Raw genomic sequence first — 22,104 nt, forward strand, 5'->3', positions numbered from 1 at the left:
ACGATACATTATTAGTTCAAAATACAATAGATAAACTTTTAAATATGAACTTGCAAAAAAACTGTATAATACATACAGATCAAGGGTTTCAGTATACTAGAAAACAATACTCATATAAGTTAAAAATTAATGGAATTAAGCAATCTATGTCTAGAAGAGGTAACTGTTGGGATAACGCTCCTATTGAAAGTTTTTTTAGTCATCTAAAATGTGAACTAGTCTATCTAGTTGATACAAGAGATTCAAAAGAAATCACAAAACTTATAGAGGAATATATTTCTTTCTACAATCACGAACGTGTACAAATAAAAAATGGCATGAGTCCAGTTGAATACCGAACACATGCCGCTTAAAGTGCCTTTTTTATGAGTGTCTACTTGACAGGGTCATAACTAGTACTCACTGCTTTTTTATAAGATTTTACTATTTCACCATAATATAGATAATGATAATCTTCTTTAGGATAATTCTTTTTCAGTTCTTCAGGAAATTTATCCTTGTCAATAAGATCAACATATTTTATCTCACATTCATAGTACATATCGCAATTATCCACAACTGGTGAATCAACAATTTGGCTTGGTATAAATTTAATTTTACCTTCTTTTTCTTTATCCATATCTCTTCCTGACTTTGTTCCACAAATAGTTAATGCTTCTTTAAAATCATCACTATACGGAATACTTATAGTATAATCTTTGGCCTCTTTTATTAACTCTTGTGTATATCTTTGTGGTCTAACCATGGCTACAAAAAATGGTCTATTCCAGCTATATCCCACGTATCCCCAAGCAATTGTCATTGTGTTTACTATGTTTTTATTTTTTACTGTTAGAAAAGCTCCTCTTTTACTTAGGTTTTCCATTGCTACTCCCAAATCTTCATAAAAATTCATTGTAAATTTTCCCCCTCCTGTTAAATATATTTATATTAGAAATTATAACAGATAAAAAATACATATTCCCCATTTATATAACATTCACATAGTTATATAACATAATGATTATATTAAAATACTATTATGGAAAACGTCTCTACTCACCATAATCTATATATTTATCATTACATTAATATTTAAAATATCCAATTCGTTCTAAATTTTTTCTTGGGTCAATAAGAGTTAATTCTAAGTCATTTGCAACTCTGTAATGTTTTCTTGCTTTATTATAATCTCCACGTTTTTCATAAATTCCTAATAAATTGTGAATTCTTCCTGATGATAAATCCTCAGTCATAGCCTCTTTAATTTTATAAATAAGCAAATCATAATTATTTATTTTCAAGTAATAAATAGCTTTATCTATTGTACTATTTTCATCTTCACAAGCTTCAATCACTATACTCAACCCCTTTTTTTATAATATATTACTATTATATTTATATTTTGATTAAGTTAACATTAAGGTTTTTACTCTTATATAAAGATTCTGTAAATATTTTCATAAAAAAACAGCAATATTTAAATTGCTGTTTTATAAACTATAACTTTTTCTCTTTAAATCCTCCACCTTTATTATATATCCAAATTACTATTTTAACTAAATTTATACTATAATGGATCAGCCTTATATAAGTTTGTTATATTATACTAAGGCATGTTGCAATTTGTTACATTTTGTATTTTATTATATGGTTTATCTTATTTTTCTTTTATTGGTATCCAAACTTCAAAGACTGAATCTAATGGATCTGCATTAAGATACAACTCTATATCAGGTTGATTTGCATATTCATAAGAAGAAGACGGCAGCCACTCAGTTATTGCCCTTTTCTCAACTTCTTGTATAGCTTCTGGCATCTTTCCTTTCCCAGGAAATACAGCCCATGTACACGGTTGAATTATATATTCACACATACCTTCTTTTATTTCATTATTTGTCTCAACTCCAATATAATATTCCCACTTATCCATAATATCCATACATGCACTTACTCCAAGTACTCCTTTGCTATTTTCATCCATAAGTGATATTACTTCATTTAACTTATTGTTTTGTGACACTTCACCCCAAAATTTAGGAACTTCTTGAAAATTTTCTTCAATATTTTTACTCATTTCTTTTTTAAAACCTACTATTCTTATTTCATTTCTTGTTATTAGTTGATATTCCATATCTTTCACTCCTTTTATAGTAATTTTAAAACTAATCGGAGGATATGCCTTTAGAACGGTTCCTTCTTTACTGGCTATAGACGGAGAAACATTATGAATCTTTTGAAATGCCCTATTAAAAGATGTAGGACTTTCATATCCATATTTATAAGATACATCTACAACCTTACCTCCTTTTTGTAAATCGAATGCAGCTAGAGTCATCTTTCTTTGTCGTATGTATTCAGAAAGAGTAACTCCAGCAATATATGAAAACATCCTTTGAAAATGATAAGTACTACAGCATGCTATTTTTGCTGCATTATTATAATCTATATTTCCCTGTAAATTTTCTTCAATATATTTTATAGATTCATTTAGTTTATCCAACCCTTCCATTAGTTGATCTCCTTTAATTAATATTGTATTTTAGTAAAAATATAATAGCCTCTCATTTCGTGCACAATAATGAAAGGTTTACATGCATAATACTTTTTAATTCAATTCTATGTTTACGCATAATATCCTTTATTATTATAAAATATCCCATCCTGTTACAAACTTAAATTAATAATCACAGCAAACGTCTAAACTTTCTACAAAATATGCTTTTACATAATTAATAATGGATTTTATTAAATAATAATCAACCTAAGTATATTCAATATTTATAATTACCATCTAAAATTTTAATGAGTGTATTATTAATATAAAATAAATTGTTAGTGAGGTTATTTATGAGAAATATAATCCACTATGTTGAAATTGTTTGCTTTATCTGCAAGTCCAAGGTTCAGAGATATTGAAATTAATTACCATGTGTGGAAAATAGATGTAGGCAAAGAAAAACAATTTTCTGCCACAACATTTATAATAAACAATGAATTTGCTTATCTAGGATTTAGAGGAACGGATACTACAGTAGTTGGTTGAAAAGAGGATTTTAATATGGTATTTGTATCTCCTACTCCATCTCAATTAGAAGGGATTGAATATTTAAATACAATTTCTAAATTACTACCTTATAAATTATATATTAGAGGACATTCAAAGGGTGGCAACATTTCAGTATATTCAGTCATGAATTGCAACAGTAATATAAAACATAGAATTGAAAAAATATATAGCCATGATGGTCCTGATTTTAGAGATGAAATTATAAAAAGTGGAGAGTTCAAATCTATAAAAAATAAAATAAATAAAACTATTCCTTACTCTTCTTTAGTTGGTATCCTACTTGAAAATCATGAACATTATCATGTTGTAAAAAGTAGTGGCGTGGGAGGCATAATTCAACATGACCCTTTTTGGTGGGAAGTTGGAAAAGATGATTTCGTTTATTTAAATGAATTATCTTCAAAATCTAAATATGTTAACAAAACACTTAATACTTGGCTTAGTCAAATCTCAGATAAAAAACGTAAACAATTTATTGAGGCATTATTTAATATTTTAAACTCAACTAAATGTGAAACTATTACTGATATTGTTGGTTATAAACTAAAAAGTGTAATGAGATTAGAGAAAAACCTCATTACATTTTTTTATTACTTATCTTTATAAGAACAGCAATAATCTCCGTAAGTTTTAACTCTTACTTCAAAAGCTGATTTTTCTGGAACTATGAAGCTATCCCCTTCTTTGTAAGTTCTAAATTCACTTTCTCCAGGTAAACAAATATCCATTTCTCCACCTATAACTTCCATTAATTCTTCAACACCAGTATTAAATACATATTCTCCTGGCATCATAAACCCTAATGTTTTTCTTTCTCCATTTTCAAAATACACAGTTCTACTAGTTACTTTTCCCTCAAAATATACTGTAGCCTTTTTCACAACTTTTACATTATTAAATTCCATAATTTTCTCCCTTATTAATTTATATTTCTATAATAACTTTATAAGCCTCTTGCTTTATTAACACAAGATTTCATACATTCTATAATTGCACTTCTAAATCCTTTTTCTTCTAAAACTCTAACTGCTTCTATAGTTGTTCCTCCTGGTGAACAAACCATGTCTTTTAATTCTCCTGGATGTTTACCAGTATCTAATACCATTTTTGCACTTCCCATAACTGCTTGAGCCGCAAATTTATAAGCTTTATCTCTAGGCATTCCATCTAAAACAGCACCATCTGCCAATGCTTCTATAAACATATATACATAAGCTGGCGAAGAACCACTTACTGAAACTACTACATCCATTAAGTTTTCTCCTACAACTTCTACTTCACCAAAACCACTTAGAATATTACATACATAATCTAATTCTTCTTTAGTTACTAAATCATTATGGCAAACTCCTGTTATACCCTCACAAACTAATGCTGGAGTATTAGGCATTGTTCTTACAATCTTCACGTCTCTACCAAATAAAGAATTTAATCTTTCTAAAGTTTGGCCTGGTGCTATAGTTACTATAATTTGATTTTCTCTTATATGCTCTTTTACTTCATTTATTACTGCTGCGTAGTATTGAGGTTTTACTGCTAAAACAACTACCTCAGCTTCTTCTATTACTTTTAAATTACTTTTTGTAGTTTCAATGTTTAAACTTTCTCTTGCTGCAGCTAAACTTGGAGCATAAGCATCTGATGCTATAATATCTTCACAAGGAATGATTTCATTTCTTATGATACCTCCCATCATAGCCTTAGCCATATTTCCTGCCCCAATAAATCCTAATTTTTTACTCATTTCAAATATCTCCTTTTCTCAAATGAACACTGTAGCTACTATTTAAATTTTTTATAGTAACTACAGTGTTTTTATTTATAATAAATTATTCTCTCATATTTTGAACAACATACTTGTCTTAAGCAAAAGCAAAGACATATCCTTACAATGTTAAATATTTCGCAAGCGCAGTCGACCAGGTCAAGCAAATTTTTATAAAGCTTGTTCAGTACGTTCAATTATTTCATCTTGAAGAGCTTTACTTAAGTTTCTAAAGTGGTCACTATATCCTGCAACACGAACTATTAAGTCTTTATACTCTTCTGGATTGTTTTGAGCATTTATTAATGTTTGTCTATCTATAACGTTAAATTGTATATGGTGTCCATCCATATCAAAGTAAGATCTAACCAAGTTTGCCATTTGATCTAAACCATTTTCCCCTGCAACAACACCTGGAGTGAATTTTTGATTTAGAAGTGTTCCACCAGTTCTTAAGTGATCCATTTTTGATGCAGATTTTATAACTGCAGTAGGCCCATTTGTATCTCCACTCTTAGATGGTGAAATACCTTCTGAAACTGGTTTATGAGCAAGTCTTCCATCTGGAGATGCCATCATTACTTCACCAAAGTAAACGTGGCAAGTAGTTGGAAGCATGTTTATTCTATATTGTCCACCCTTCATATTTGGTCTACCTGTTATTGTTTTTTGGTAGAAGTTAAATACATCTTGCATTATATCATCTGCATAGTCATCATCATTACCATATTTAGGTGTCTTATTGCTTACTAAGTTCTTGATTATTTCATGGCCTTCAAAGTTATCTTCTAAAGCTTTCATTAATTCTTCCATTGAGAATTTTTGCTTGTCAAATACATTGTACTTTATCGCTGATAAAGAATCTGTTATTGTACCTATACCAACACCTTGGATATAGTTTGTATTATATCTTGCTCCTCCAGCATTATAGTCCTTACCCCTTGATATACAATCATTTGTTATTATTGACAAGAATGGGGCTGGCATATATCTAGCATAAATTTCTTCTATTACGTTACTTCCTTTTATTTTTATATCTAAGAAGTATTCTATTTGCTTCTTGTAAGCTTCAAATAATTCTTCAAATGATTTGAAGTCTTTAGCATATCCTAGTTGTAATCCCAATTGTTTTTTACTTACATTATCATAACCATTGTATAAAGTAAGTTCTAATATTTTAGGAAGGTTGAAATATCCTGTTAATATATACGCTTCGTTTCCGAACGCTCCTGTTTCAACACATCCACTAGTTCCACCAAGTCTAGCATCTTCAATAGTTTTACCTGCATTTAATAATTCTTGTATTATTGCTTCTGTGTTATAAAATGCTGGTTGACCCCATCCTTTTCTTGAGATTTCACAAGCTTTTTTTAAGAATTTACGAGGAGTTTTTTTACTAATTTGTACGTTTGAACTTGGTTGTAATAATTTCATTTCGTCCATACAATCAAGTATTAAATAAGAAACTTCGTTAACTCCATCTTTACCATCTTCAGTAATACCACCAGTATTTATATTTGCAAAATCAGTGTAAGTTCCACTTTCTTTTAATGTTATACCTACTTTAGGTGGTGCTGGTTGGTTGTTAAATTTAACCCATAAGTTTTCCAATAGCTCTAAAGCTTTTTCATCATCTAAATCTCCAGCTTCAACATCTTTTTCATAAAATGGATATAAGTGTTGATCTAATCTTCCTGGACTGTATGCATCCCATGGGTTTAATTCAGTAGTTACCCCTAAATGCACAAACCAGTACATTTGTATTGCTTGCCAATAAGTCTTAGGCTTATGAGCAGGTACAACATCACAGTTAGCTGCTATTTGTAATAACTCTTCTTTTCTTGCTGGATCAGTTTCAACTTCTGCTAGCTCTCTAGCATACGCTGCATATCTTTCACCTAAAATTATTATTGCATCACAACATATATCCATTGCATTTAATTGAGCTAATTTGTCTATAGCTTCTTTATCATTAAAATAATCTATTTTTTCTTTAGCTGCTTTAATATCTGCTTTGTAATCTAAAAATCCCTTTTCATAGATTTTTTTTGAACCAACAGTATGTCCTGGTCCACGTTGTTCCATAAATTCAGTGAAAATACCATTTTCATAACAAGTCTTCCACTCATCAGTCATAGCATTTAAAATTTTATGTCTTATTGAACGTTTTTCCCAGAAAGGTATTATTTTTTCTTCTTGTAATTTCATATCTTCTTCAGTAACTTTGAAGAAAATTAAGTCTCTATCATTCATAACTTTCATGTCTTCTAAGGTATGGCAACAAAGTTCTGGGAAAGATGGTGATGATTGAGGTGAATCACCTTTTTCTCCAACTATTAATTCTCCTTCATTGATACAAAGTGTTTTATTTTCCATAAAGTGTTTAAAAGCTAAAGCTCTCATTTCTGGAATAGAAACAGATCCTTCATGTTCCATATAAGCATCCGTCATTAAATCAGCTCTTTCCATGTAAATATGTGGAGTAGCTTCTACACTTTGCTTTCTTAATTTTTTAATTCTTTCATTCATTCCTCTTTCCATGGTTTAACCCCCTATTTTTGTATTATTAAATCCATTTTTTATAAACAGTTCTTGAAGTTCTTTCATTCTGTCTTTGCTTGGAATTGTAAAAGTTTCACCTTTGTACTGCATATCCAATCTGTCATATTTACTGCTAGCAATGTTATGATATGGCAATAAGTTCACTTGTTTTACACTTACATTTTCTTTTAAAAATTTAATTATTTCTTCCATATCTTTATTTTCATCATTTACAGTTCCTATAACTGGAATTCTTATATAAATATTTGCATTATTTTCACTTAAATATTTTAAATTACTAAGTATAAGTTCATTTCCCTTGCCCATATACTTTTTATGCTTTTCATTATCCATAGTTTTAATGTCATAAAGAAAGGTATCAACATACGGTAAAACCTTTTCATAGTTAATCTCAGGTGCATGACCGCATGTATCAATAGCCACATTGTATCCTTTTCTCTTTATTTTCTTTAATAAAGAAACTATGAAATCGTTATCTTGCAACATTACTTCCCCACCAGATAAAGTTACTCCACCAAAAGAAGATTCATAGAACATACTATCTTTTTCAATTTCTTTCATTATGTCATTAATCGAATAATCATTACCCACAATTTCTCTAGCATTATTTACACAATAATCTAAACACTTACCGCAAACCTCGCAATTATCTCTATCATATTTAACATTTCCGCTTTCTTCATCTTTTGTGTTATGTGAACAAATCTTAGTACAATATAAACAGTTAGTACATTTTTCTCTATTGAACATTACTTCTTTTTTAAAACTTTGACTTTCAGGGTTATGACACCACCAACAATTTAGTAAACAACCTTTAAAAAAAACTGTTGTCCTTATTCCATCTCCATCATGGATAGAGTATTTTTGAATACTTATTATATTTGGTATTTTCATTACCTCCCCTCTATGTTTCATATATATGAATTTTATTCCTTTATAATTTCATAGTAGTATATTGTTATTAATTTGTCATTGGTTTTTTCATTATTTTTTATATTTTTTTATTAATATGAAATTATTTCTTATTTATACAAGTTGACTTATTAGTTATATTATTTTAATATTTAAATTATTAATAATATAATTGGAAAAGGGGTTAAGTTAATGAACTATAATACTAGTATAGGTTTAAAAATAAAAGAACTAAGAACTGAAAAAAAATTTACTCTTAAATATTTAAGTGAAGAAACAAATTTATCTATAGGTTTTTTATCTCAACTTGAAAGAGGAATGACTAGCGTAGCTGTGGATTCTCTTGCTAAAATTGCAAAAGTTTTAGATGCAAATGTTCTAGATTTTTTTGACTATCCAGATGAAAGTAATAAATCTTGCATAACAAGAAGTTATGATAGAAAGTACACTGTAATAGATTCTGAGATTATTCAATATACTTTAAACAAAGATACTTTTGCTTATGATATGCTTCCAAGGATACAAGAAGTCATGCCACATAAGTATAGCGAACCTGAAGAAATAGAGCTATATTCTCACGAAGGGGAGGAATTTATATATGTACTTGAGGGTATTTTAACTTTAAATGTTAACAATTTAATAACTGATTTATATCCTGGTGATAGTGCACATATAAAATCAGAATCTCCACATAACTGGAGTAATAATACATCAAAGTTAGTAAAAATACTTACTGTAAATACTCCTAATCCATTAAAAAAATAATTTCACTAAAATGAAAAAGGATATGATATTCATATCCTTTTTATCTATAACCATTTGCCACTTTTCACAAAGTTTTCTGCTTTTTCATGGGCTTTTTCAACTATATTCTGTTCATAGCCTATTAAACTTAATAATTTAATTGCATTTCTTGATTTGGCTCTGCCTTTATTGAGTCTATAATCAAATACTATATCGTCATCCGTAATTTCTTCTTCAAAATGATAATTATCATATTCATTTTCCAATAAATAAGTTAACTCAATATCATGAGTTGCTGCAATACAAATAGTATTTGATTTATTTAAATGACTTAAGACTTCAGAGGATGATGCAATTCTTTCCACAGTATTTGTTCCTCTTAAAATTTCATCTACAAAGCAAAGACATGGTATATTTTCATCACATTTGTCTATTATTCGTTTTAATGATTTTATTTCTACCATATAATAACTTTCTTCTTTTAATACATCATCTTTAAGAGCCATTGAAGTGTATATATTAAAAAATGTTCCTTCATATTTTTTAGAACAAGAAGTGTAAATACTTTGACATAAAATTTGGTTTATAGCCACACTTTTTATAAAAGTTGATTTTCCTGATGCATTGGATCCTGTTATAAGAACTCCTTTATTTATATTAAGTGTATTACTCACTGGATTATTAATTAGAGGATGATAAAGTTCCTCAAAATTAATAATGTTATCCTCTTTTTTTGTACTAGTAGAAAACTGTGGTTTAGAATAATAATCTAAAGAAGTTCTAAAAGAAGATATACTTATTAAAGCATCAACACCACCTACATATTCGTAGATGCTTTTCAAATACTCTTTATTTTTTATAATAGTTTCTTTAACTTTTTCATAAGTTATTAGCTCTGATAAAGTAATCATATTAGCATATTCACTAAAAAAATTTAGATCTGATAATATTGAGTTTGGATTTTTAGATATAGATTTTTTCTTAATTTTTTTAACTTTTTCCAAATCTTGTGCAATATCTTTTAAGTTATTATCAAGTACATTTATTTTCATATCTTTTATCTTAAATGCCACATTTATGGTTTTAATTATATACGTAAATCCACTAACATCGATTTTTCTATTCTTATTATTAAAACTTATAAATATGTTTAATGCTATACTTAACATTGTTATAAGAAGAAAAGATTTGTTTATAACCATTAATAATAATGATATAAAAGGAATTGCTCTTAATATTTTATAAAATTTCAATCTATTTTTAGAGTTGTCCTCTTCTAAAAACAAACAAAGAGTTGTATTAGCATCATAATTATTTCCTAAATTTGATAAAATTAATTGCAATTTAAGTCTTTCTTCAAAATTATTCATAAAATATTCAATAATACTATTTCTTTTTTTCAACTCTTTTAGACTATATAAAGGATTTCTAAGTATATCATATAATACTTCTCTTCCCGCAGAACTTTGTGTATTGTTTATTTTTTTATAAACATCATCCATAGACAAGTCACTCCATGTAATATCGTCTATACCTTTCTTTTGATTCTTATTTTTAAAATAAGTAGCAATATTATTCATTTTATAATCCGCATCTTCAATATTTATTTTGCAACCATAACTTTCAATTATTTTAGCTTTATTTTTATTAAATCTCCTTTTAAATGAATATAAATCATACAATGAACAAATTATAATCATCAAAATTATACTTGCAACAATTTTTATTATATCCCCCATATTTACCTCCATTTTTCTTTAATCCTCAACTTTACATTTTATTCTTAATTCTTTATCTATTCAATAGTACATCTTTATTAGTATATCTTTATTTTTTTATATAATCTTGTTTTAAACATAAAATATACATATTTTCTATTTGTTATAGATAAGATTTATAAACAGTATTATTATTTAAAAAACATATTTTTATCATTTTGATAATAATATTATAGAAAGGAGAAAATATGGTAAATAAGATTAATGAATTATGTGAAAAGTATTATGACAAAATAGTTGAAATAAGACATCAGTTGCATATGTATCCTGAGGTTGGTTACGAGGAACTTAACACCTCTAAGTTAGTATACAATGAACTTAAAAATTTAAACTTAGAAGTAAAAACCAACGTTGCTAAAACAGGTGTCATTGCATTATTGAAGGGAAAATATCCTGGAAAAACCATACTTCTTAGAGCAGACATGGATGCTCTAAGAGTAAATGAAGAAACTAATTTAGAATTTAAATCTAAAATTCCAGGCGTCATGCACGCTTGTGGTCATGATGGTCATACAGCTTCACTACTTGGTGCTGCTATGGTATTAAGCGAACTAAAAGATGATTTACATGGAAACATTAAGTTTATGTTCCAACCAGATGAAGAAATTGAAGGTGGGGCAAAACCAATGATTGATGAAGGTATATTAGAAAATCCTCATGTTGATGCTGCCTTTGGCGGACATTTGTGGGGAGAAGTTAAAAAAGGAATGATAGGTATCAAACACGGCCCTATGATGGCATCTCCAGATATATTCAATATAAAAATTATAGGTAAGGGTGGTCACGGTGGTGTACCACAAAATTCCATTGATCCTATCCCAATTTTATCTCAAGTAATAAATACATTCCAAACTATTGTAAGCAGAAAAAATAATCCTCTTAATCCATTGGTCTTATCTTGTTGTCATGTTAAAGCTGGAAATACTGATTGTCATAACGCAATTCCTACAGAAGCAATTCTTGGCGGTACTGTTAGAACCTTCGATGAAAAAACTAGAACATGGGCAGAAAAAACTATAGAAGACATATTAAAAGGAATTACTACTAGCCAAGGTGCAACTTACAAATACGAGTATATAAAACAATTTCCTCCTTTGATAAATGACTATTTTATGACAGATTTAGTTATGTCATCTCTAAAAAAAGTTGTTGGAGAAAAAAATGTTTTTGAACTAAATGAGCCATCTATGGGTGGTGAAGACTTTGCATATTTAGCAAAAGAAGTTCCTGCTTCCTTCGTATTTGTTGGCATAGCAGAGGATGAAAATCATCCCGTAATTCATCATAATTCAAAATTCCAATGGGATGATAGAAATATGAAAGTTCTTTGTAAAGCTTTATGTCAAGTTTCAATTGACTATTTAAATAGTCAAATTTAATTAAGGGGGGATTATCTTGGGTAAAGCAAAAGTAAATGTAGAAAAAAAAGAAGGATTGCTAATGCGATTCTTAAACGTTGTTGAAAGGGTTGGTAATAAATTACCAGATCCAGTTACTATTTTTGTAATACTTTGGTTTGTTGTTATGATATTATCTTATTTTGTTGCAAAATCGGGTGTTAGTGCTACACACCCTGGGCAAATTGATGAAGCAACTGGTAAAAATTTAGTAGTTAAAGGTGTAAATTTATTAAGCAAAGAACAATTGCAATTATTTTTAACAAATATAGTTACAAACTTTACAAGCTTTGCTCCTTTAGGATTAGTACTTGTTACTATGCTTGGAGCAGGTTTGGCTGAAAAATCAGGATACATGGAAACTGTAATGAAAAGCACAGTTACTAAGGTTCCAAAAAAATTACTTACTGGAACAATAATATTTGTTGGCATAATGGCAAATGCTGTTGCTGATGCAGGTTTTGTTGTTCTTCCACCACTTGCTGCCCTTGTATTTTTAGGTGTTGGTAGACATCCACTTGTAGGTTTATTTGCAGGATATGCCGGGGTTGCTGCAGGTTTTTCTGCCAATTTAATGATAAGTATGCTAGACGTACTTGTTGCAGGATTTACAATTCCAGCAGCTCAAATAATTGACCCCAATTATACTGGTACTCCTGCGATGAACTGGTATTTCCTAATAGTCTCAACACTTATACTTGTAGTTATGGGTACATTTGTCACAGAAAAATATTTAGCTCCACGTTTTGAGGGAGATGATTATCTAGCTACAGATAGTGATAGTGATGTTGATTCTAAAATCACTCCATTGGAGAGAAAGGGTATGAAATATGCTTCTATAGGATTATTAATTTGTATAATCGTTCTTATTGCTTTGTGTATAGGACCAAATGCATTTATGAAAGATGCAAAAACTGGCTCACTTCTTGCAGCGTCTTCTCCTCTTATGGCTGGTATGGTTCCAATCATTACTATAATATTCTTTGTACCTGGCCTTACTTATGGTATCATAACTAAGAGAATAAAGAATGATAAAGATTTAGCATCTATTTTATACGAATCTATGGCTGGTATGGGCTCTTATATAGTATTAGCCTTTGCTGCTGGTCAGTTTTTAGCTTTATTTAACTCGTCTAATATGAGTTCTCTTTTATCTATTAAAGGTGCTCTATGGCTAAAAGGTATCGGTCTTACAGGCCCAGGACTTTTAGTAGCCTTTGTTCTATTTGCAGCTTTCATAAATCTATTTGTTGGTAGTTGTTCTGCAAAATGGGCTGTAATGGCACCAATATTTGTTCCAATGTTTTTAATGCTTGGATATGACCCAGCACTAACTCAAATGGCTTATCGAATTGGTGACTCTATAACAAATCCTATAAGTCCAATATTCACTTACTTCCCTGTTATATTAGCCTTTGCTAAAAAATATGACAAGAATATAGGTATTGGTACAGTAATGGCAAGTATGACACCATACTCATTACTATTTGGTTTAGCATGGATAATTTTATTGGTTGTATTTATGATATTTAATTTACCACTTGGTCCTGGTGGAGGGATCTACTATAACATGTAGATATTACTTTATCATAAATAAAGCTCATATAATGCGACCTTTTATACTATAACTAAAGAACTATATCTTGATTGGTATAGTTCTTTAAATTTCCTACAAAATGGGGGTAATAAAAATGACAATAAATGAATTGGCTAAAGTAAATAAAGACTATGTTATAAATTTAAGAAGGGAATTTCATAAAAATCCTGAAGCTAGTTTTAAAGAATTTAATACTTCAAAAAAAATAAAAGAAGAATTAGATAAATTTGGAATAGGATATGTTTCATGTGCTTCTACTGGTGTAGTAGCTACTATAAAAGGTAATCATCCTGGAAAAACAGTAGCTCTTAGAGCCGATATAGATGCTCTATCTGTTCAAGAATTAAATAATATTGAATATAAGTCTCTAGTTCCAGGTATGATGCATGCATGTGGTCATGATGGTCACGCTTCAATGCTTCTTGGAGCCGCAAAAATATTATATAATCTAAAAGATGAAATCCACGGTACTATAAAACTATTTTTCCAGCCTGCAGAAGAAATAGGTGAAGGTGCCAAAGCCATGATTAAAGATGGAGCTATGGATAATGTTGATTCAGTCTTTGGTATTCATTTATGGTCAAATATTGACGTTGGTAAAATATCTGTAGAATCTGGACCTAGAATGGCTAGTGCTGATTGGTTTAGCATAAATATTACAGGAAAGGGTGGACATGGTTCTGCCCCTCACGAATGTGTTGATGCATTAGTTGTTGCTTCTTCCATAGTAATGAATTTACAAAACATAGTAAGTAGACAAGTCAATCCTCTACATCCTTTAGTTCTAAGTATTGGTATGCTTAATGCAGGTAGTAGATTTAATGTAATTGCTGAAAATGCCTATATGGAAGGTACTACAAGATGTTTTAATTTAGACCTTAGGAAAAAACTTCCTAACATGATGGAAAATATAATTAACAATATAGCTAATGGCTATGGAGCTAAAGCTTCCTTAAATTATAATTTTCTTTTACCACCAACAATTAATGATACAAACGCCTCTGCTATTGCACAAATCGCTGCAGATAAAATAGTAGGCAAAGATAAAGTAATAAAATTCAAAAAAGTAACAGGTAGTGAAGATTTCTCTTTCTATCTTGAAAAAGCTCCTGGTGCTTTAGCTTTTGTTGGATGTAGAAATGAAGAAAAATCTGCTTGTTACTCTCATCATAGTGGTAACTTTAATATTGATGAAGACGCATTAGAAATAGGTACAAAGTTATATGTTCATTATGCTATTGATTATTTAAATTCAAATATATAACTATGTGTTAATATAAAAATAGCTATGTTAATTAATTTAACATAGCTATTTCTTTTATGGTAACATATTCGTAAATATGATTGGATTTGATGTAGGTTTTGCACTTGAAGGATCAAAAGTAGTCACTCTAGTATGACCTTCGCCTACCCATGGTTGACTTGTTGCTTCTATCATTATACCATCACCAACATATACTGATACGTGACCTATTGAATATTCAGTTCCATTAAATGTAAATTTATCTTCAGCAGGGCCTGTTGGACCATTATCCCAATATATTAAATCTCCTGGTTTTAAATTATAAGCTGTCATATTTTCATTATAACCTTTTTTAAGCACATATTCTGCTTGCTCACTTGCTTTTTTATAAAGTATTTTATCAGTATTTTGACTATACTTTACCAGTTCATCATTTCCAGCAGCAAGATATACTGTTGCAGCAAATCTATTACACATTGTCTGACCATCATTTGAACCATATGAAGTTCCTATTAGTTTAAATCCTTCAATAAGTCCTTTTGCTCTATCGTTGTCTTCGTATCCTTTTGCCGGTTTAACATCAGTTACAAGTCCATTTTCATTAGCTGTAAACAATAAGTATCCAATTTGAACTGTATCGTTTTTCATCAATTTATAATCATTAGGGTTAAGATAATAAGTTTTTTCCCATATAGAATGAAGACCTGTTAAAGCATAAAAATACTTTGGATGGAAGTAGTATGTATCAGAACCTACTTTTGTAATTCCATTTTGAGCTTTTCCATCTTCAGTAGAAAAATAGTATAACTTGCTTCCCACTGTTCTAAGGCCTTTGTATATTCCTCCGCCTTTCAAGAAGTAATATCGTACTCCTTGTTCAACAGTAATCATACCTGTTTTACTATTTCCTTCTTCATCTAAATAAAGATAAGGCTCACCATCTTTATATATTATTCCGCTTGCTTTTTCATCTTCTAATAAAATGCCTGTTTTCACATCAAAATTATAATACTTTCCATCAATTACTTGTAGTCCAAATACCATTTGTTTAGAAGATTTATCAAAGTAATACTTGTTATTATCAATAACTATAAATCCACTTAAAGCTGTTTTTGTTTCTGGAGAAAAATAATATTTGTTTTTGTCTACTTCCACTAATCCACTTAGGGCTTTTCCATCACTTGGAGAAAAATAATATCTTTCTCCTGATATAAGTCTTAAGCCAGTAAGTGATTTATATGTAGATGTTGAAAAATAATATTTATTTCCGCCTAATACCCTCAAACCACTTAAAGATGATTTTGTAGTTTTAGAAAAATAGTATCTATCTCCATCCACTTCCATTAATCCACTTAGGGCTTCTTTTGTACTGTCTGAAAAATAATACTTTTCTTTTGATATTATTTTTAACCCGCTTAAAGCTTTGTACGTAGTTGTTGAAAAATAATATTTATTTCCACTTATTACTCTCAGTCCACTTAAAGCTGATTTTGTGGTTTTAGAAAAATAGTATTTATCTCCATTCACTTCCATTAATCCACTTAGGGCTTCTTTCGAACTCTGCGAAAAATAATATTTTTCTCCTGATATTATTTTCAACCCACTTAAAGCTTTATACGTGGTTGTTGAAAAATAATATTTATTTCCACTTATCACTCTCAATCCACTTAAAGCTTTTCCCGTTGATTTTGAAAAATAGTATTTATACCCACCAACTTCTCTTAATCCACTTAGTCCTTTACCAGTGCTTGTAGAAAAGTAGTATTTATACCCGTCTATAGTTTGTAATCCAGTTTGCATTTTTCCTGTACTAGAAAAATAATACCTGTAACCTTCTATAGTTTGTAGACCTGTGAGTTTTTTACCTGTTTTCGTGCTATAATAGTATGTGTATCCTCCATTTTTAACAAATCCCTTATTTTGTGAATACGCTATATTTACATTTTTAGCATTTTCATTTTTTGAATTAAAGTCTGATGGATTCAATACTATTATTATTGCAAATGCTGCTAAAATAATAAACTTAATTGACTCTTTTGTAAAACTACTTTGCAATATATCATCCCCCTTCCCTTAAAGTTATTATAATTTATAATTAGACTTAATAGAAGCATAATTTGTAAAATTTTCCGGAAAAATGAATAAAATATATATTTTTTAATTAATAAAATAATTATTTACTATTTCTAATTACTTTTTTATTTTAAAAAGGTAGAGAAGGATTGACTTTTATATAGTCCATCCTTCTCTACCTTTTTTCATATAGATATTAATAAATTTTACCTGGATTTAAAATATTTTTAGAGTCAAAAGCAGTTTTTATTCCTTTTAATATATTTACATAGTTTTCATCTTTTGATTCACAGAAATATGGACTCTTGGCATATCCTATTCCATGCTCTCCTGAAACTTCCCCATTTAATTCTCTAGCTTTACTAAACATTAATTCAAAAGCATGATTAAGTCTCTTTGTCCATTCATCTTGTGCTAAATCATCTTTATGAGGATAAACATGTAAATTACCATCTCCTGCATGACCAAAGCTTTTTATTTTGAGACCTACTTCTTTTTGTATATCATGAGTATATCTTATAAATTCCGCCACTTTATCTCTTGGTACAACAACGTCACATTCATCAATAACACTATTTGCTTTAAATGCTTCCAAAAATGATCCCCTCGCAGACCATATACTTTCATTTCTCTCATCTGTATCAGAAATTAATACATCATATGCCCCACAGTCTAAACAGAGTTTTGCTACATTTTCATATTCTTTTTCTATTTCTTCAGTAGAATTTCCATCAAATTTTAATAACAAGTATGCATTTGAAGAATTATCAGGGAATTTCTTACCTAAAAATTCTTCCGCACCTACAATAGCTTCTCTTTCCATAAATTCTATTGCCGTTGGTATAGATTTTGATTTAATTATTTGAGGAACGGTATCTATTGCTGACTCTAAATCAGGGAAAGGAATTAGTAAGCTAATAGCTTTTTTAGGTAGTGGGAGTAATTTTAAAATAGCTTTAGTTACAATTCCTAATGTCCCTTCAGAACCTACTATTAAATCTTTTATTGCATAACCAGAGGAGTTTTTAACAACTTTTCCACCTACATTTATTATTTCTCCATTTGGAAGTACAATTTCTAAACCTCTTACATAATCTCTTGTCACTCCATATTTTACTGCTCTCATACCTCCAGCATTTGTGTTTATATTTCCTCCAATAGCAGCACTTTTTTCACCTGGATCTGGCGGGTAAAATAAATCATGTTCTTCCACGTACCCACTTATAGTCATAAGTAGTACCCCTGGCTCTACAGTTAAAGTTAAGTTTTCTTCATCAAGTTCTAATATTTTATCCATCTTACACATGTTCATCATAATTCCACCATGAAGGGCGACAGATGCTCCAGAAAGCCCTGTTCCTTGCCCCCTAGGTGTCACAGGTATATTATTTTCATAAGCATATTTCATTATTTTAGAAACTTGCTCAGTACTTTTCACATAAACCATTACCTCTGGATATTTTAATTCCCCTGCCAGCTCATCATGGGCAAAGTCTTCACTTATTTCATCGCCAACAATAATATTTTCCTCATTACAAATACTTTTTAAAAATTCTATATCATTTTTATCTAATTTTTTATACATAATATTCCCCCCTACTATTTTAAGATAGCGCAAACTCAGCTTGTGAATTATTCTCTTTTTTAATGTTTTCAATCTTTTCAATTAACATTGGTATTATTTCATAAATATCACCTATTAATGCCAAGTGAGCCACGTCAAATATAGGAGCATTTTCATCTTGATTAATAGAAATTATATAATCAGAGCCTTTCATTCCTGCAACAAATTGAACAGCTCCAGATACACCACAAGTTATTATAAGTTTTGGTTTTACAGTTCTACCACTAAGTCCTATTTGTTTTCTAGCATCTATCCATCCTGATTCAATAGTAGGTCTAGTACCTGCCAATTGACCGCCTAAAAGATTTGCTAATTTCTTAGCCATTTTTATATCTTCAGCTTTTTTAAATGCTCTGCTTACAACAACTACAACTTCTGCATCTTCAATACCTACCACTTTATTTTTTACTTTTGTTTCTAATACTTTTATGTTAGATTTTAACTTATCTTTTTCAATCTCACAAATTGTAATCTTTCCACTAGGCTTTTCAACTTTCTCAGGAACTGAGAATATTTTATATCTTACAGTAGCAAATTGTGGTCTGTGATTTGGAGTATTTATATGTGCCATTATATTACCACCAAAAGCAGGTCTTATTTGATCCAAATCTGTGTTTTCTTGAATATCTAATATAGTACAATCAGCAGTAAGCCCTGTTCTAAATCTTGCAGCAAGCCTTGGCGCCAAAGATCTACCTATAGTAGTTCCTCCAAATAGCATTATTGTAGGTTTTATATTTGATATATAACTTTCCACTGCTGCAGCGTATGGTTCAATTCTAAATTTGTCTAACTCTTCATCATCATAAACAAATACTTCATCGATACCAAAAGAAAGTAGCGGTTCACATTTATCTTTTATGTTACTTCCCACAAATACACAGTAAACTGGATGATTAATTTTTTCTGCTAACTCTCTTGCTTTACCTATCAGCTCATAAGTTACTGGGTGAATTTTCCCATTTGAATGTTCCACATATACTGATATGCCTCTCCACTCATCTTTATTTATTGCTACAATCTCATCTTCTTCAAATTCAAAAACACCTTCTGGCCCTTTTTTTACACACATTTTACACATTTTACAAGCTGCATTTATTTCAATTTTTCCATCTAGTTCTTCCAATGCTCCAAATGGGCATAATTCTAATACTTCTTTTATGTTAGTAATTTTCTCAGAATTCACTATAATTCTAGCCATTTTAATTTCTCCCTTCTATAATATTTTCAAGTCTACTATTTTATTAAAGAGAGCCTCTGTAAGCTCCTCACTACTTCCTCTTAATACGTTTTTATCTGTATTTGGAGTAGGTGGGAATATCTTTTTTACTTGAGTAGGCGAACCATTTAACCCATAATGATTTTCATCTTTATCATTAAAATCATTTAAAGTAAACATTGGTATTTCTCTATTTTTAGTAGCCATTTTTAATTTAAAAGAAGGTAGCCTTGGTTGGAATATATCTTTTTCCACAGTTATTAAGCATGGATAAGCTATTTCACAAACTTCCATGGAAGTTGGCAAATCTATTTCTACAATTATAGAATTTTCTTTTACTTCTATTATTTCAGTTACATTTGTCACGTGAGGTATATTTAAAAACTCAGCAATTTCTGAACCTACTTGAGCTGTATCGCCATCTGTAGTTTGTTTTCCACATATGATTAAATCTGGATTGGATATTTTTTTTATTCCTTGAGATAGAGTGTAAGAAGTTGCAAGTACGTCAGCTCCACCAAATCTTCTATCACTTATTATTGCTCCTTCATCAACTCCCATAGAAAAACTTTCTTTTATTACTGTCTTTGCTTGAGGTGGTCCCATTGTTATTGCTTTTATAGTTGCATTATTTTCTTTTTTAATTCTAAGTGCAGTTTCTATAGCAAATAAATCATAAGGATTCATCTTTGATTCTACTCCATCCCTTTTTAAAACACCAGTTACTGGATCAACTTCAACTACAGTTGTTCCTGGAACTTGTTTAACACATACTAAAATTTCCATTCTTCTTCCTCCTTAACTATTTGAGCAACAAAGTCGCCTTCAGTGCTAACAAATGTATGTCGACTGTACTATGATTTTATTTAACAATTACAGATACGCCATCTGGAATGACAACCACCTTAGCATCTTCACCTTTAATTTCATAAGCCAAATTTATAGCTTCTTCAAAATTATAAGCATGTTTCATATGCATACTTGTAATCATTTCGGGGTCACACTCATCAGTAACCATTATTACAGTGAATTTATCTAAAATTCTTGCTAATATTTGAAATTCCCATTGATCAGGGACAGTATCTTCTTTTTTGACATTTCTAACATTTTCTAATATTTCCTTTGGTGAAGATGCATTAGCCACATTATCATAGAAAGACTCTCCTCCATGGCCATCATTACAGGCTGCCACCATTATTATTACTCCGCCTTCTTTGCAAGTAGCTTCAGCTGCTGTCATTCCTTTTACTGATTGATAAATATTTTGGTCTAAAGGATATCCTCCATTTGTACTTACAACTATATCAGCTGGAACTTTATCTATTTTTGATAAATTAGTTACAAATTCACATCCTTGCTTATGTGCTTTATCCACGTCTCCTGCAAAGGAGGCTATAACCTTTTTATCTTTATCTATTGCCACATTAACTATAAATGCTAACTTTGCAGTTTTTGCAGCATACACCATATCTTCATGAATAGGATTATTATCCAAGGTTCCTGTTCTTGAATTTTCACTATCTATAAACTCACTACAATGGTTATACATTATAGTTTTTGCTGATGCTACACCAGGAAGAATGCTTTTTCTTCCACCTGAAAATCCTGCAAAAAAATGTGGTTCTATGAATCCTTCTGACACAAGCAAGTCTGCCTTAGCAGCTAATTTATTTATATAAAAATCTCCACCAGAAGGAAGTACTCCCATTTTTATCATGTCTTCATCATCTGTAGATATATGCATCACAATTTCTTCTTTTTCAACTATTTCTTCACCTAATTTGAAAATTAATTCTTCTTTTGTACTAGGTCTATGAAATCCTGTAGCAACTAATATTTTAATTTTTGCACTTGGATTTCCTTTTCTAATTCTTTCTAAAATTTGTGGCATTATTACACGGCTTGGTACTGGTCTAGTATGATCACTCGTTATAATAACAACATTTTCTTTACCTTTTGCTAATTCTTCTAATTTTGATGTGCCAATTGGATTGTCTAAAGAATTCTTTACAATTTCACTCTCACTTTTTGTAATTATAAAATCATGTGATTTAGAAACTAAAATAGCTTTTAAGTTTTTATCTTCTATTTCTAAATTCATACCTTGTTTTGAGTAAGGTACTTTTATAATTGTCATAATA

18 protein-coding genes and 1 pseudogene are annotated in these 22,104 nt (G+C 29.8%); 6 read left to right on the forward strand and 13 right to left on the reverse strand.

The genetic code is table 11. The features are described from left to right. Positions 1-353 (forward strand): IS3 family transposase (locus K0040_RS11495; protein ID WP_228108943.1); only part of this gene is annotated, 353 nt, incomplete at its 5' end. 20 nt (positions 354-373) lie between these two features. Here the strand turns inward: K0040_RS11495 and K0040_RS11500 are convergent. The 3 genes from K0040_RS11500 to K0040_RS11510 all read right to left on the reverse strand — a co-directional run bounded on the left by K0040_RS11500 (position 374) and on the right by K0040_RS11510 (position 2,491). Next, on the reverse strand, positions 374-895 hold the full coding sequence (locus K0040_RS11500; protein WP_228108944.1) for a flavin reductase: 522 nt from the start codon (positions 893-895) through the stop codon (positions 374-376). A 172-nt stretch (positions 896-1,067) separates the two neighbouring features. Further along, the gene (locus K0040_RS11505) at positions 1,068-1,337 is read right to left on the reverse strand and encodes a hypothetical protein (RefSeq protein ID WP_228108945.1); all 270 of its coding nucleotides are present in this window, start codon (positions 1,335-1,337) and stop codon (positions 1,068-1,070) included. A gap of 302 nt (positions 1,338-1,639) precedes the next feature. Beyond that, positions 1,640-2,491, reverse strand: a complete 852-nt coding sequence (locus K0040_RS11510; protein WP_228108946.1) for an AraC family transcriptional regulator — start codon at positions 2,489-2,491, stop codon at positions 1,640-1,642. Between the two features lie 357 nt (positions 2,492-2,848). On the opposite strand from K0040_RS11510, the pseudogene K0040_RS11515 reads away from it, so the two are divergent. Continuing rightward, positions 2,849-3,655 (forward strand): annotated as a pseudogene (locus K0040_RS11515) (Mbeg1-like protein). On the opposite strand, the gene ppnP reads toward K0040_RS11515, so the two are convergent. From ppnP to K0040_RS11535, 4 genes are all read right to left on the reverse strand, one after another. Beyond that, positions 3,640-3,954 (reverse strand): pyrimidine/purine nucleoside phosphorylase, encoded by a 315-nt coding sequence (gene ppnP, locus K0040_RS11520; protein ID WP_265588873.1) that lies wholly within the window; start codon positions 3,952-3,954, stop codon positions 3,640-3,642. The pseudogene K0040_RS11515 and the gene ppnP overlap by 16 nt on opposite strands. Before the next feature lie 38 nt (positions 3,955-3,992). Further along, positions 3,993-4,793, reverse strand: coding sequence for a pyrroline-5-carboxylate reductase (proC, locus tag K0040_RS11525; protein ID WP_228108947.1), 801 nt, complete (start codon positions 4,791-4,793; stop codon positions 3,993-3,995). Positions 4,794-4,985: 192 nt separating this feature from the next. Next, positions 4,986-7,355, reverse strand: coding sequence for a trans-4-hydroxy-L-proline dehydratase (hypD, locus tag K0040_RS11530; protein ID WP_228108948.1), 2,370 nt, complete (start codon positions 7,353-7,355; stop codon positions 4,986-4,988). 3 nt (positions 7,356-7,358) lie between these two features. Beyond that, positions 7,359-8,270 carry a trans-4-hydroxy-L-proline dehydratase activase gene (locus K0040_RS11535; protein WP_228108949.1) on the reverse strand — a complete coding sequence of 304 codons (912 nt, stop codon included), beginning with the start codon at positions 8,268-8,270 and terminating at the stop codon, positions 7,359-7,361. 210 nt (positions 8,271-8,480) lie between these two features. On the opposite strand from K0040_RS11535, the gene K0040_RS11540 reads away from it, so the two are divergent. Continuing rightward, positions 8,481-9,053, forward strand: a complete 573-nt coding sequence (locus K0040_RS11540; RefSeq protein WP_228108950.1) for a helix-turn-helix domain-containing protein — start codon at positions 8,481-8,483, stop codon at positions 9,051-9,053. 44 nt (positions 9,054-9,097) lie between these two features. Here the strand turns inward: K0040_RS11540 and K0040_RS11545 are convergent, their stop codons facing one another. Beyond that, positions 9,098-10,771: a MutS-related protein gene (locus tag K0040_RS11545; protein WP_228108951.1), complete on the reverse strand. Its 1,674-nt coding sequence runs from the start codon at positions 10,769-10,771 to the stop codon at positions 9,098-9,100. A gap of 227 nt (positions 10,772-10,998) precedes the next feature. Between K0040_RS11545 and K0040_RS11550 the strand changes: the two genes are divergently transcribed. From K0040_RS11550 to K0040_RS11560, 3 genes are all read left to right on the forward strand, one after another. Beyond that, positions 10,999-12,189, forward strand: a complete 1,191-nt coding sequence (locus tag K0040_RS11550; RefSeq protein WP_228108952.1) for a M20 metallopeptidase family protein — start codon at positions 10,999-11,001, stop codon at positions 12,187-12,189. A 16-nt stretch (positions 12,190-12,205) separates the two neighbouring features. Beyond that, entirely contained in the window at positions 12,206-13,783 is a 1,578-nt protein-coding gene (locus K0040_RS11555) for an AbgT family transporter (protein ID WP_331476299.1), read from the forward strand. Between the two features lie 115 nt (positions 13,784-13,898). Next, positions 13,899-15,068, forward strand: coding sequence for a M20 family metallopeptidase (locus tag K0040_RS11560; RefSeq protein ID WP_228108953.1), 1,170 nt, complete (start codon positions 13,899-13,901; stop codon positions 15,066-15,068). Between the two features lie 54 nt (positions 15,069-15,122). Here K0040_RS11560 and K0040_RS11565 read toward each other — a convergent pair whose 3' ends face one another. The 5 genes from K0040_RS11565 to larA form a co-directional block, all read right to left on the reverse strand. Further along, positions 15,123-17,102 carry an N-acetylmuramoyl-L-alanine amidase family protein gene (locus tag K0040_RS11565; RefSeq protein WP_228108954.1) on the reverse strand — a complete coding sequence of 660 codons (1,980 nt, stop codon included), beginning with the start codon at positions 17,100-17,102 and terminating at the stop codon, positions 15,123-15,125. Positions 17,103-17,316: 214 nt separating this feature from the next. Beyond that, a complete protein-coding gene (locus tag K0040_RS11570; RefSeq protein ID WP_228108955.1) occupies positions 17,317-18,705 on the reverse strand; it encodes an FAD-binding oxidoreductase in 1,389 nt (462 codons plus the stop codon). 19 nt (positions 18,706-18,724) lie between these two features. Then, complete coding sequence (locus tag K0040_RS11575) at positions 18,725-19,945, reverse strand: electron transfer flavoprotein subunit alpha (RefSeq protein WP_228108956.1); 1,221 nt, start codon at positions 19,943-19,945, stop codon at positions 18,725-18,727. A gap of 15 nt (positions 19,946-19,960) precedes the next feature. After that, on the reverse strand, positions 19,961-20,749 hold the full coding sequence (locus K0040_RS11580) for an electron transfer flavoprotein subunit beta/FixA family protein (protein ID WP_228108957.1): 789 nt from the start codon (positions 20,747-20,749) through the stop codon (positions 19,961-19,963). A 76-nt stretch (positions 20,750-20,825) separates the two neighbouring features. Next, positions 20,826-22,100 (reverse strand): nickel-dependent lactate racemase, encoded by a 1,275-nt coding sequence (gene larA, locus K0040_RS11585; RefSeq protein WP_228108958.1) that lies wholly within the window; start codon positions 22,098-22,100, stop codon positions 20,826-20,828. Positions 22,101-22,104: the final 4 nt, after the last annotated feature.

The sequence above is a fragment of the Terrisporobacter petrolearius genome, assembly GCF_020748185.1.
Taxonomy (GTDB): Bacteria; Bacillota; Clostridia; order Peptostreptococcales; family Peptostreptococcaceae; genus Terrisporobacter; species Terrisporobacter petrolearius.